11 protein-coding genes are annotated in these 13,625 nt (G+C 61.5%); all 11 read left to right on the forward strand.

Annotated features, from left to right (window positions below):
* The first annotated feature begins 217 nt into the window (after positions 1-217).
* The 11 genes from dksA (at position 218) to pgi (ending at position 13,483) form a co-directional block, all read left to right on the forward strand.
* A complete protein-coding gene (dksA, locus tag Q7F16_RS29220) occupies positions 218-661 on the forward strand; it encodes an RNA polymerase-binding protein DksA (protein ID WP_409557062.1) in 444 nt (147 codons plus the stop codon).
* Between the two features lie 232 nt (positions 662-893).
* Positions 894-1,784 carry a tRNA glutamyl-Q(34) synthetase GluQRS gene (gene gluQRS, locus Q7F16_RS29225; RefSeq protein WP_046065874.1) on the forward strand — a complete coding sequence of 297 codons (891 nt, stop codon included), beginning with the start codon at positions 894-896 and terminating at the stop codon, positions 1,782-1,784.
* Positions 1,785-1,862: 78 nt separating this feature from the next.
* Positions 1,863-2,039: a hypothetical protein gene (locus Q7F16_RS29230; protein WP_003176118.1), complete on the forward strand. Its 177-nt coding sequence runs from the start codon at positions 1,863-1,865 to the stop codon at positions 2,037-2,039.
* The gene (locus Q7F16_RS29235) at positions 2,023-4,977 is read left to right on the forward strand and encodes a sensor histidine kinase (RefSeq protein WP_409557061.1); all 2,955 of its coding nucleotides are present in this window, start codon (positions 2,023-2,025) and stop codon (positions 4,975-4,977) included. The genes Q7F16_RS29230 and Q7F16_RS29235 overlap by 17 nt, the downstream gene beginning before the upstream one ends.
* Positions 4,978-4,999: 22 nt before the next feature.
* The gene (locus Q7F16_RS29240) at positions 5,000-6,433 is read left to right on the forward strand and encodes a sigma-54-dependent transcriptional regulator (RefSeq protein ID WP_024618746.1); all 1,434 of its coding nucleotides are present in this window, start codon (positions 5,000-5,002) and stop codon (positions 6,431-6,433) included.
* Positions 6,434-7,148: 715 nt separating this feature from the next.
* A complete protein-coding gene (locus tag Q7F16_RS29245; RefSeq protein WP_014340240.1) occupies positions 7,149-8,546 on the forward strand; it encodes a polynucleotide adenylyltransferase PcnB in 1,398 nt (465 codons plus the stop codon).
* A gap of 3 nt (positions 8,547-8,549) precedes the next feature.
* The gene (folK, locus tag Q7F16_RS29250; RefSeq protein WP_057450876.1) at positions 8,550-9,035 is read left to right on the forward strand and encodes a 2-amino-4-hydroxy-6-hydroxymethyldihydropteridine diphosphokinase; all 486 of its coding nucleotides are present in this window, start codon (positions 8,550-8,552) and stop codon (positions 9,033-9,035) included.
* A gap of 299 nt (positions 9,036-9,334) precedes the next feature.
* On the forward strand, positions 9,335-10,135 hold the full coding sequence (gene panB, locus Q7F16_RS29255) for a 3-methyl-2-oxobutanoate hydroxymethyltransferase (protein WP_014340242.1): 801 nt from the start codon (positions 9,335-9,337) through the stop codon (positions 10,133-10,135).
* The gene (gene panC / locus Q7F16_RS29260) at positions 10,132-10,992 is read left to right on the forward strand and encodes a pantoate--beta-alanine ligase (protein WP_046065027.1); all 861 of its coding nucleotides are present in this window, start codon (positions 10,132-10,134) and stop codon (positions 10,990-10,992) included. Before panB ends, panC begins: the two co-directional genes overlap by 4 nt.
* A gap of 216 nt (positions 10,993-11,208) precedes the next feature.
* On the forward strand, positions 11,209-11,589 hold the full coding sequence (panD, locus tag Q7F16_RS29265) for an aspartate 1-decarboxylase (protein ID WP_046065028.1): 381 nt from the start codon (positions 11,209-11,211) through the stop codon (positions 11,587-11,589).
* Between the two features lie 229 nt (positions 11,590-11,818).
* Positions 11,819-13,483: a glucose-6-phosphate isomerase gene (pgi, locus tag Q7F16_RS29270; protein ID WP_014340245.1), complete on the forward strand. Its 1,665-nt coding sequence runs from the start codon at positions 11,819-11,821 to the stop codon at positions 13,481-13,483.
* Positions 13,484-13,625: the final 142 nt, after the last annotated feature.

A 13,625-nucleotide genomic window follows, 5' to 3' on the forward strand; every position in this document is an offset into this window, starting at 1 on the left:
CAGGCTTGACTAGAATCAAGCATTGAGCAGGTTTACATCCCCACCGAAGCGAACCCGGTCACGTTTTACAGGCCCCGGCGGCCGCAGGCTCGACAACCGGGAGTAGCGCGGCCCGATTTGATCTGGTAAGTTCGCCCGCTTGCAGCCGCAGGGCCGGCAGGTGTCGGTGATGGAGCAATCCTGCGTAGTGGATTACAAGAGTAGAGGCGGTCCATTCATGCCCACCCAAGCAAAGCAAAATCAAAATCAGTCGCTCAGCGGGTTTGAGCCTTACGTCCCGCAAGCTGGCGAAGAGTACATGGACGCCCCCATGCGCGCGCACTTCACCAAGATCCTGAACAAGTGGAAACAGGACTTGATGCAGGAAGTCGACCGCACCGTGGATCACATGAAAGACGACGCGGCCAACTTCCCCGACCCGGCCGACCGTGCGAGTCAGGAAGAAGAGTTCAGCCTCGAGCTGCGCGCCCGTGATCGCGAGCGCAAGCTCATCAAGAAAATCGACAAGACCCTGCAACTGATCGAAGACGAAGAATACGGTTGGTGCGAGTCCTGCGGCGTCGAGATCGGCGTCAAGCGACTGGAAGCCCGTCCGACCGCCGACATGTGTGTCGACTGCAAGACCCTGGCGGAAATCAAGGAAAAACAGGTCGGCAAATAATCGCCTGGGCTGTCACCGAAACGGAGCGTTCATACGCTCCGTTTTTTATTTGCGTTGTTTACCCAAGCCTAGTGAGCCCTTGTGGGAGCGGGCTTGCTCGCGAAGACGATGAATCATTCAACCTATGCTTTACCTGACACACCGCATTCGCGAGCAAGCCCGCTCCCACAGGGGAATATCGTGATCACAAGATGTATGCCTCTGCCCGCCCGGACCCAGTAACATTCGCCCTATGACTGCCACCGCCCCCTACATCGGACGCTTCGCCCCCACCCCCAGCGGCCATTTGCATTTCGGTTCGCTGGTCGCCGCCCTGGCGTCGTACCTCGATGCCCGGGCCGTGGGCGGACGCTGGTTGCTGCGCATGGAAGACCTTGACCCTCCGCGGGAAGAACCGGGCGCGCAAGCGGCGATTCTCAAGGCACTGGAAAGCTACGGGTTCGAATGGGACGGCGAAATGATTCGCCAAAGCGAGCGCCATGACGCCTACGACCAGGTGATCAACCGGCTGTTCAGCCAGGGCCTGGCCTATGCCTGCACCTGTTCGCGCAAACAATTGGAGGCGTACCAGGGCATTTATCCGGGACTGTGCCGCAACGCCGGGCACGGCACCGAGGACGCCGCCATCCGCCTGCGCGTCCCCGAACTTGAGTACCACTTCACCGACCGGGTCCAGGGCGAGTTCCGCCAGCACCTGGGCCGCGAGGTCGGCGACTTCGTGATCCGCCGCCGCGACGGGCTCTACGCCTATCAATTGGCCGTGGTCCTGGACGACGCCTGGCAAGGGGTGACCGATATCGTGCGCGGCGCCGACCTGCTGGACTCCACGCCGCGCCAGCTCTACCTGCAAGAACTGCTTGGGTTGCCGCAACCGCGTTACCTGCACGTGCCGCTGATCACCCAGCCCGACGGGCACAAGCTCGGTAAATCCTACCGCTCACCGCCCCTGGCAGCCGATCAGGCCACGCCATTGTTGTTACGGGCGTTGCGCGCGCTGGGCCAGCAACCGGGCCTCGAACTGGTCGATGCCAGCCCACGGGAACTGCTGGCCTGGGGCATTCGCCACTGGGACGCGGGCAAGATCCCGCGCACACTGAGCCTGCCCGAAGCGCAAATACGTTGACGGCCCTTGCAGCTTGGCGCCCATCCGTTACCATCGCCGCACGATTTTTGGGCACGCGCATAAATTAGAGAGGCCGGGATGTATATCTATCGCTTGGTCCTGCTCCTGGTAGTGGGGATTTATCTGTTCTCCCCGGCCATCATGGATTGGTGGATCGATGCCACGGGTGCCTGGTATCGGCCATATCTGCTCTGGCTGATCCTGATTGTCGTGACCTTCATCCTGCAGAGCCAAAAAGATGCCGATGAGCTTTAGCCTGACCCAGATGATCCTGATCAGCGCCGCCTACCTGGCCGTGCTGTTCGGCGTAGCCTGGATCAGCGAACGAGGCATGATCCCCCGGGCGATCATCCGCCACCCGCTGACCTACACACTGTCGCTGGGTGTCTATGCCAGCGCATGGGCGTTCTATGGCACGGTCGGGCTGGCCTACCAGTACGGCTATGGCTTCCTCTCCAGTTACCTGGGGGTGTCTGGGGCGTTCCTGCTGGCGCCGGTGTTGCTCTACCCGATCCTGAAAATCACCCGCACCTACCAACTGTCGTCGCTGGCCGACCTGTTCGCCTTTCGTTTTCGCAGCACCTGGGCCGGCGCACTGACCACGATCTTCATGCTGGTCGGGGTGTTGCCGCTGCTGGCCCTGCAGATCCAGGCCGTGGCCGACTCCATCAGCATCCTGACCCGCGAACCGGTGCAGCACCGGGTGGCGTTGAGCTTCTGCGTACTGATCATCCTGTTCACGATTTTCTTCGGTTCCCGGCACATTGCCACGCGGGAAAAACACGAAGGCCTGGTGTTCGCCATCGCTTTCGAATCGGTGATCAAGCTGATCGCCATCGGCGGCGTCGGCCTCTATGCCTTGTACGGCGTGTTCGATGGCCCGCAGCAGCTTGAGCTTTGGTTGTTGCAGAACCAGACCGCCCTCGCCGCCCTGCACACGCCCTTGCAGGAAGGCCCGTGGCGTACGCTGTTGCTGGTGTTCTTCGCGTCGGCCATCGTGATGCCGCACATGTACCACATGACCTTTACCGAAAACCTCAACCCGCGCTCGCTGGTGAGCGCCAGTTGGGGCCTGCCACTGTTCCTGCTGCTGATGAGCCTGGCGGTACCGTTGATCCTCTGGGCCGGCCTGAAGCTGGGCGCCAGTACCAATCCGGAATACTTCACACTGGGCATCGGCATCGCCGCCAACAGCAAGGCCCTGGCGTTGCTGGCATATGTCGGCGGCCTGTCGGCGGCCAGCGGCTTGATCATCGTCACCACGCTGGCATTGTCGGGCATGGCCCTCAACCACCTGGTGCTGCCGCTTTACCAGCCACCGGCCGAAGGCAATATCTACCGCTGGCTGAAATGGACACGGCGGGCGCTGATCGTCGCGATCATCATGGCCGGCTACGGTTTCTACCTGATGCTGGGAGAGGGACAGGACCTGGCCAACCTGGGCATCGTCGCCTTCGTTGCCACCCTGCAGTTCCTGCCTGGCGTGTTGTCGGTGCTGTATTGGCCGACCGCCAATCGCCGCGGCTTCATCGCCGGTCTGCTGGCAGGGATCCTGGTATGGCTGGTCGCGATGCTGTTGCCGCTGATGGGCAACCTGCAGGGCTTCTATATTCCGCTGCTGAACATGATCTATGTGCTCGACGACACCAGTTGGCATATGGCGGCCATCGCCTCCCTGGCGGCGAACGTGCTGATGTTCACCCTGATCTCGCTGTTCACCAACGCCAGCAGCGAAGAGACCAGCGCCGCCGAAGCCTGTGCCGTGGACAACGTCCGCCGCCCGCAGCGCCGCGAACTGCACGCCGCCTCGCCCCAGGAGTTCGCCACGCAACTGGCCAAGCCCCTGGGCGCCAAGGCCGCGCAAAAGGAAGTCGAACAGGCCCTGCGTGACCTTTACCTGCCTTTCGATGAGCGCCGTCCGTATGCCTTGCGACGCCTGCGGGACCGGATCGAGGCCAACCTGTCCGGCCTGATGGGCCCCAGCGTGGCCCAGGACATGGTCGAAACCTTTCTGCCCTACAAGGCCGGCGGCGAGAACTATGTCACCGAGGACATTCACTTCATCGAAAGCCGCCTCGAGGATTACCACTCGCGCCTCACCGGTCTTGCCGCCGAACTGGACGCCTTGCGCCGTTACCACCGCCAGACCCTGCAGGAACTGCCGATGGGCGTGTGCTCCCTGGCCAAGGACCAGGAGATCCTGATGTGGAACAAGGCCATGGAAGAACTCACCGGGATCGCTGCCCAGCGCGTGGTCGGTTCACGCCTGAGCACCCTGGGCGAGCCGTGGAAAGGCTTGCTGCAAGGTTTCATCGACCTGCCGGACGAGCACTTGCACAAACAGCACCTGGCCCTCGACGGCCAGACCCGTTGGCTGAACCTGCACAAGGCAGCGATCGACGAGCCGTTGGCACCGGGTAACAGCGGCCTGGTGCTGCTGGTCGAAGACCTGACCGATACCCAGATGCTCGAAGACAAGCTGGTCCACTCCGAACGACTGGCAAGCATCGGCCGCTTGGCCGCCGGGGTGGCCCACGAAATCGGCAACCCGATTACCGGCATCGCCTGCCTGGCGCAGAACCTGCGCGAGGAACGCGAGGACGACGGCGAGCTGACGGAAATCAGCGGCCAGATCCTCGAACAGACCAAGCGCGTGTCACGCATCGTCCAGTCGCTGATGAGCTTCGCCCATGCCGGCGGTCACCAGCACAATGACGAGCCCGTCTGTCTGGCCGAAGTGGCGCAGGATGCCATTGGTCTGCTGGCGCTCAACCGGCGCAACTTCGAAGTGCAATTCTTCAACCTGTGCGATCCGGACCATTGGGTCGATGGCGACCCCCAGCGGCTCGCCCAGGTGTTGATCAACCTGCTATCCAACGCGCGGGACGCCTCACCGGCCGGCAGCGCGGTGCGGGTCAAGAGTGAAGCCTTCGAACACACGGTCGACCTGATCGTCGAAGACGAAGGCAGCGGTATCCCACAGAACATCATGGACCGATTGTTCGAACCTTTCTTCACCACCAAGGATCCTGGCGAAGGCACCGGTCTGGGCCTCGCACTGGTCTATTCCATCGTTGAAGAGCATTATGGACAAATCACCATCGACAGCCCGGCCGATGTACAAAGCCAACGCGGCACCCGTATCCGGGTGACCTTGCCGCGTCATGTCGAAGCGACGTCCGCTGTGAACTGAGACCGTCGAGAGAATCGAATCAATGCCGCACATTTTGATCGTCGAAGACGAAACAATTATCCGCTCCGCCTTGCGCCGCCTGCTGGAACGCAACCAGTACCAGGTCAGCGAAGCCGGTTCAGTGCAGGAAGCACAAGAACGTTTCAGCATTCCCACGTTTGACCTGATCGTCAGCGACCTGCGCCTGCCTGGCGCCCCGGGCACCGAGCTGATCAAGCTCGGCCAGGGCACCCCCGTGCTGATCATGACCAGTTACGCCAGCCTGCGCTCGGCGGTCGACTCCATGAAAATGGGCGCGGTGGACTACATCGCCAAACCGTTCGACCACGACGAGATGCTCCAGGCCGTGGCCCGCATCCTGCGCGACCGACAGGCGGCGACCAGCAACCCGGTGGAGCCCGCCGGCAAGGCCAGCGCCTCGGCGAAAGCCGGCGCCAGCAACAATAATGGCGAAATTGGCATCATCGGTTCCTGCCCGCCCATGCAGGACCTGTACAGCAAGATCCGCAAAGTGGCGCCAACCGACTCCAATGTCCTGATCCAGGGCGAGTCCGGTACCGGCAAGGAGCTGGTGGCCCGAGCCCTGCACAACCTGTCACGCCGGGCCAAGGCGCCGATGATCTCGGTGAACTGCGCGGCGATTCCGGAAAGCCTGATCGAGTCCGAACTGTTCGGTCACGAGAAAGGTGCGTTCACCGGCGCCAGCGCCGGGCGGGCCGGGCTGGTGGAAGCCGCGGACGGCGGCACGTTGTTCCTCGATGAAATCGGCGAGCTGCCACTGGAAGCCCAGGCGCGGTTGCTGCGGGTGCTTCAGGAAGGCGAAATCCGCCGGGTCGGCTCGGTGCAGTCACAGAAGGTCGATGTCCGCCTGATCGCAGCCACCCACCGCGACCTCAAGAGCCTGGCGAAAATCGGCCAGTTCCGCGAAGACTTGTATTACCGCTTGCACGTGATCGCCTTGAAGCTCCCTGCCCTGCGCGAGCGCGGCGCGGACGTCAATGAAATTGCCCAGGCGTTTTTGGCCCGCCAGAGCGCGCGGGTCAACCGCACCGACCTCAAGTTCGCCCCGGACGCCGAACAGGCCATTCGTCATTACGCCTGGCCGGGTAACGTTCGCGAGCTGGAAAACGCGGTCGAACGGGCGGTGATCCTGTGCGAGAGCCCGGAAATCTCCGCCGACCTGCTGGGCATCGACATCGAACTGAGTGACCTGGACGACGAAGAATTCATCGGCCTGGCCCCGCAACAGGGCGGTGCTGCCAACAACACCAGCCACGAACCCACCGAAGACCTGTCCCTGGAAGACTACTTCCAGCACTTCGTACTGGAGCACCAGGACCACATGACCGAGACCGAACTGGCACGCAAGCTGGGCGTCAGCCGCAAGTGCCTGTGGGAACGTCGCCAGCGCCTGGGGATTCCACGGCGCAAGACCGGAGCGACCAGCGAAAGCTGAGGTGTGGGGGTAACACCGCTGAATGTGAAAAAACTGTTACCTCAGCTTTTTCACGTAACAGAAGCCGGGGTTTACGGTAACGAAACCCCGGCTTTTTTTCGCCCCGAAAAAATGGTTATAACCCTAGAACCCCCGGTTTCGCTGGGCCTCGCAAAAGTTGGCACGCACCCTGCTATAGCTTTGGTACAAGAACAATAACAAGCAATGCAAAAGACAATAAAAATAAGACGAATCGACTCACGCACAATAAAAACAAGACGGCGAGAGGCGCAGCTAACTGATTCTTTTGGAGAGGCGTTGTATTTGGGGCTTGCCCCACAACCAGGCCGAGAACAATAAAAACTGTCTCAAGACAGGTGCCTGAACTGGTTGGATCGATAGATCACTGCAACACAGCGATCAAAGCAATCCGTTTGCTCTTGGCTCCCGATTGGGAGGGTCACGAAGGGAAAACCTCGTGACGCGGGCACTCAACAAAAACAAGAAGCCCGAAACCAATAATAAAAACAGAGCACGCAACTAATTCTGGGGGAGCTTCGGCTCCCCTTGTGGTTTCTGTCGTTCCGCCTCCCCGCAGCCTACAAGGCTTGTCGCTGAAGCTTGCAGCTCTAAACTGCTCCGTCCTACACCATCCCTCGACTAAATGCTAGAATCTCGGCCCATCATGCGGTCATTCTTCGTTTTTGGCCGAATATTCCTTCAAACAGTGCATCCCATGCTGAAGAAGCTGTTCCAGTCATTCCGTTCTCCCTTGCGTCGTACGCAACACATTCGCAGCACGCCTGAAGTGCTCAACAGCGGCCAGCATTCACTGCAAAAGGCCCAGTTCAGCCGTTATGCGGTGAACATCGTCGAACGTTTGCAGAACGCCGGCTACCAGGCTTACCTGGTCGGCGGCTGCGTGCGCGACATGCTGCTCAACATCACCCCCAAGGATTTCGACGTTGCCACCAGCGCCACGCCGGAACAGATACGGGCCGAATTTCGCAATGCGCGGATCATTGGCCGGCGTTTCAAGCTGGTCCACATCCACTTCGGTCGCGAAATCATCGAAGTGGCGACCTTCCGCGCCAATCACCCGCAAAACGATGAAGAGGAAGACAGCAACCAGTCTTCCCGCAACGAGAGCGGGCGCATCCTGCGCGATAACGTCTATGGCACGCTGGAAGAAGACGCGCAACGCCGCGACTTCACCATCAACGCCCTGTATTACGATCCAGTCAGCGAACGCATCCTCGATTACGCCAACGGCGTACACGATATTCGCAATCGCCTGATCCGCCTGATTGGCGACCCCAAGCAGCGCTACCAGGAAGACCCGGTGCGAATGCTGCGGGCCGTGCGTTTCGCCGCCAAGCTGGATTTCGGCATCGAAAAACACAGCGCCATGCCAATTCGCGAACTGGCGCCGATGCTGCGGGAAATCCCTTCGGCGCGCTTGTTCGAGGAAGTGCTCAAGCTGTTCCTCTCGGGCAACGCCGCAGACACCTTCGAGATGCTCGTGGACCTGCAGCTGTTCGATCCGCTGTTCCCCGCCAGTGCCGAGGCCCTGGAGCACAACCCGACCTACACCCACACCTTGATCAGCGAAGCCCTGATCAACACCGACCTGCGCATCAAGCAGAACAAGCCGGTGACGCCGGCGTTCCTGTTCGCCGCGCTGCTCTGGCCTGCCCTGCCGGCCCGGGTGCTGCGCCTGCAAGAGCGTGGCATGCCGCCGATCCCGGCGATGCAGGAAGCTGCCCACGAGCTGATCGCCGAACAGTGCCAGCGCATCGCCATTCCAAAACGCTTCACGATGCCGATCCGCGAGATCTGGGACATGCAGGAACGCCTGCCACGGCGCAGCGGCAAACGTGCCGACCTGCTGCTGGACAACCCGCGCTTCCGTGCCGGCTACGACTTCCTGCTGCTGCGTGAAAGCGCGGGCGAGCAAACCGATGGCCTTGGCGAATGGTGGACCGATTACCAGGACGCCAACGACAGCGAGCGCCGCGACATGATTCGTGAGCTCAGCGGCAAGGATGACGGCGCCAGCGGCCCGCGCAAGCGCCGTCGCAGCAGCGGAGCCAAGCGCAAGCGTGCTGGTGTACCGAGCGCATCAGGCGAGTAATCGATGGAACGCATCTACATCGGCATGGGCAGCAACCTGGCCGAACCCGCCGAACAATTGCGCAGTGCCGTCCAGGCGCTGGCGCAATTGCCCGACACCCAACTGGTGGGGGTCTCGGCGTTTTATCAAAGTGATTCCCTGCTGCCCGGCCAACCGCGCTACACCAACGCGGTGGCGGCGCTGGACAGCCACCTGGCACCGCTGGACCTGCTCGATGCGCTGCAAGGCATCGAAACCGGACAGGGTCGCGAACGCCTGGAACGCTGGGGCCCGCGCACCCTGGATCTGGACATCCTGCTGTTCGGCGATCGCCTGATCGACGAGCCTCGCCTCAAGGTCCCCCACTACCACATGCAGGCCCGGGCCTTTGTGCTGTACCCACTGGCCGAGTTGGCGCCCGCCGACCTGCGCCTGGCCGATGGGCGCTCACTCAAGGATCTGCTCGCGGCGTGCCCATTCGTTGGCCTGGAACGCTTGCCTCCAAACTGAAGCAGTTCCTCTTGTGGGAGCAAAGCTTGCTCCCACAGGATGCGGTACTGGACCGTCATTCCGGGGACACGCCTCTACGCTGAAACGCATCAGTAACCCCGGTAACACCCGGCGGTAACACATCCAATTGACTTCCCGAGTACTCCTCACGACTATAGGCGTCCCGTTGCCGCCAATACGGCGCTGAAGGGCGCAATCCAGGCCTTACAAGCACCACGCACAAGAGGGTGCGCCTGTATAGATAACGAATCATGCGCGTTACTCGCAGTAATTCACGAGCGCCTAATGAGGACTTTTTCATGCCAGCTATTACCCTGACCACGCTGCAAGGTCTCAAGCAAAAAGGTGAGAAAATCGCCATGCTGACCTGCTATGACGCAACTTTCGCCCACGCCTGCAATGAGGCCGGTGTCGAAGTGTTGCTGGTGGGCGATTCCCTCGGCATGGTGCTGCAAGGTCACGACAGCACGCTGCCGGTGACCACCGCCGAGATGGCCTACCATGTGGCCGCCGTCAAACGCGGTAACACCGATGCGCTGATCCTCGCCGACCTGCCGTTCATGGCCTACGCCACCCTCGAACAAACCATGACCAACAGCGCCATGCTGATGCAGGCCGGTGCCCACATGGTCAAGGTCGAAGGCGCGTTGTGGCTGGCCGATTCGATTCGGCTGCTGGCCGAGCGGGGTATCCCAGTGTGCGCGCACCTGGGCCTGACCCCCCAAGCGGTCAATATCCTCGGTGGCTACAAAGTCCAGGGCCGCAATGAGAACCAGGCGCGGCAGATGCGCGCCGACGCGATTGCGCTGGAGCAGGCTGGGGCGGCGATGTTGCTGCTCGAATGCGTGCCTAGCGAACTGGCTGAAGAAATCACCCAGGCGGTGAAAATCCCGGTCATCGGGATCGGCGCCGGCAACGCCACCGACGGCCAGGTGCTGGTGCTGCACGACATGCTCGGGCTGTCGATCACCGGTCGCGTGCCCAAGTTCGTGAAGAACTTCATGGCTGGGCAAACATCCATCCAGGGCGCCCTGAGCGCCTACGTCGCTGACGTCAAGGCCACAACCTTTCCTGGCGCCGAACACGGGTTTTCTGCATGAACACCGTCAAAACCGTACGCGAACTGCGAGCCGCAGTGGCCCGTGCCCGCGGCGAAGGCAAACGCATCGCCTTCGTGCCGACCATGGGCAACCTGCACAGCGGTCATGTGGCGCTGGTCACCAAGGCCACGCAACGGGCCGACTTCGTGGTGGCGAGCATTTTCGTCAATCCACTGCAATTCGGCGCTGGCGAAGACCTGGACAAATACCCCCGCACCCTGGCGGCCGACCAGGAGAAACTGCTCCAGGCCGGCTGCCATCTGCTGTTCGCGCCCAGCGTCGAAGAGATGTACCCCGACGGCATGGCCGGGCAGACCCGGGTCAGCGTCCCGCAATTGTCCGAAGGCTTGTGCGGCGCCAGCCGTCCAGGGCATTTCGAGGGTGTGGCGACGGTGGTCAGCAAACTGTTCAACATGGTCCAGCCTGACCTGGCGGTGTTTGGCCAGAAAGACTTCCAGCAACTGGCGGTGATCCGCGCACTGGTCCATGACCTGAACATGCCGATCCAGATCATCGGCGAGCCGACCGTTCGCGCCGAGGACGGCCTGGCATTGTCCTCGCGCAACGGCTTCCTCAGCCCGGATCAACGTGCCGTCGCGCCCGTGGTCTATCGCGTCCTGAGCCAGATCGCCGACGCCATCAAACAGGGTCGGCGAGACTTCCCGGCGCTGATCGATGAGCAGCTCAAGCAACTTGAAGCCGCCGGCCTGCGTCCCGATTACCTGGAAATCCGTCACGCCAAGACCCTGCGCCCGGCATTGAGCGAGGACCGTGACCTGGTGATTCTGGTGGCGGCCTTCCTCGGTACCACGCGCCTGATCGACAACCTGCACCTGGACCTCGACAGCCCCGCCTGAACCCACACCCGTCCCAATCTGGGATGGGCCTTGTGGGAGCAAAGCTTGCTCGCGATAGCGGTCTGATATTCGACATACGTGTCGAATTTGACCACGTCATCGCGAGCAAGCTTTGCTCCCACATACAGACTGCACTTGCAAATCCCTCGCGTATTGCCGCCCCACAAGCCTTCAGGCAGACTGCCCGCCGTTCGGACCCGACCAGAGGAAACATTCATGCATGCCATCATGCTCAAGGCCAAGCTGCACCGCGCCGAAGTCACCCACGCCGTGCTCGATTACGAAGGCTCCTGCGCCATTGATGGTGAGTGGCTGGACCTGTCGGGGATCCGCGAATACGAACAGATCCAGATCTACAATGTCGACAACGGCGAACGCTTCACCACCTACGCCATCCGTGGCGAGGACGGTTCGCGGATGATCTCGGTGAACGGCGCCGCAGCGCACAAGGCCAAGGTCGGTGACCGCGTCATCATCTGCGCCTACGCCCACTACAGCGAAGCCGAACTGGTCAACTTCAAGCCCCGCATGCTGTACATGGCGCCGGGCAATGAACTGAGCCACACCAGCAATGCGATTCCGGTACAGCTCGCCTGATCGAACCCGAACGATATCTGCTCCCACAGCGAACCATTCCCGCCCCCTGCTGTATAAAAAAGTACCGGGAATCGGTCAGACAAAGCCAAGACAGATCGCAACACGAGGTTTACTGTATTCGCCCTGCGTCCGGCGATCGTGTCGATGCAGTGTCCGGACGCCCGCCTCGAGCCGCACCGGAATTTTTAGTGTACAAAAGGCCGTTCAAGTAAAAAGGAAACCCGCAGCGATGGCGTATTACCGAACCCCTCATGACGTGACCGCTCTGCCAGCCTGGCAAGCGCTGAATGACCACCGCAAAGCCATGCAGGATTTCAGCATGCGCGAAGCGTTCAATGCCGATCCGCAGCGTTTCACTCAATTCACCCTGTCGAGCTGCGGCCTGTTTCTCGACTACTCGAAAAACCTGATCAACGCCCAGACCCGCGACCTGCTGGTGGGCCTGGCCAACGAAGTCGACCTCAAGGGCGCGATCAAGTCGCTGTTCGAAGGCGAAATCGTCAACGCCTCGGAAAACCGCCCTGCCCTGCACACCGCCCTGCGTCGGCCGGTGGGCGACAAGTTGCTGGTCAACGGCGTCAACGTGATGCCGGACGTGCACAAAGTGCTGAACCAGATCACCGACCTGGTGGGCCGCATTCACGACGGCCTGTGGCGCGGCTACACCGAAAAGCCCATCACCGACGTGGTGAACATCGGCATCGGTGGTTCTTTCCTCGGCCCGGAGCTGGTGTCCGAAGCGCTGTTGTCCTACGCGCAAAAAGGCGTTCGCTGCCACTACCTGGCGAACATCGACGGCAGCGAGTTCCATGAACTGACCATGAAGCTGCGCGCCGAGACCACGCTGTTCATCGTCTCGTCGAAATCCTTCAACACCCTCGAAACCCTGAAGAACGCCCAGGCCGCCCGCGCCTGGTACCTGGCCCAGGGTGGCTCCGAAGCGGAGCTGTATCGCCACTTCATCGCCGTGTCGAGCAACAACGCTGCCGCCGTGGCCTTCGGCATCCGTGAAGAAAACATCTTCCCGATGTGGGACTGGGTCGGCGGGCGTTACTCGCTGTGGTCGGCGATCGGCCTGCCGATCGCCCTGGCCATCGGCATGTCGAACTTCAAGGAATTGCTCTCCGGGGCCTATTCCATGGACCAGCATTTCCAGAGCGCCCCGTTCGAGCAGAACATGCCGGTGCTGCTGGCGCTGTTGGGCGTGTGGTACGGCAACTTCTGGGGCGCGCAGAGCCATGCGATCCTGCCGTACGACCACTACCTGCGTAACATCACCAAGCATTTGCAGCAGTTGGACATGGAATCCAACGGCAAGAGCGTGCGCCTGGACGGTACGCCGGTGTCGACCGACACGGGCCCGGTGATCTGGGGCGGCGTTGGCTGCAACGGTCAGCACGCCTACCACCAGTTGCTGCACCAGGGCACTCAACTGATCCCGGCCGACTTCATCGTGCCGATCGTCAGCTTCAACCCGGTTTCCGATCATCACCAGTGGCTGTACGCCAACTGCCTGTCCCAGAGCCAGGCGCTGATGCTCGGCAAGACCCGCGCCGAAGCCGAAGCCGAGCTGCGGGACAAAGGTGCCAGCGAAGAAGAGGTGCAGAAGCTGGCCTCTCACAAGGTGATCCCGGGCAACCGTCCGAGCAACACCCTGGTGGTTGAACGCATCAGCCCACGTCGCCTCGGCGCACTGGTGGCGCTGTATGAACACAAGGTGTTCGTGCAGAGCGTGGTCTGGGGCATCAACGCCTTCGACCAATGGGGCGTGGAGCTGGGCAAGGAACTGGGCAAGGGCGTCTACAACCGCCTGGTGGGCAGTGAAGAAAACCCGGCCGAAGATGCCTCGACCCAGGGCTTGATCAACTACTTCCGCGGGCGTCATCGCGGCTGATCCCTGGGTTTGCATCACCCTTGTGGGAGCGGGTCTTGTGGGAGCAAAGCTTGCTCGCGATAGCGGCCTGATATCAACCTACGTGTTGAATGTGACGGCGTCATCGCGAGCAAGCTTTGCTCCCACGAGGCTCGCTCCCACA

Origin of the sequence: Pseudomonas sp. Lb2C2 (genome assembly GCF_052112205.1) — a bacterium.
Lineage (GTDB): Bacteria > Pseudomonadota > Gammaproteobacteria > Pseudomonadales > Pseudomonadaceae > Aquipseudomonas > Aquipseudomonas kilonensis.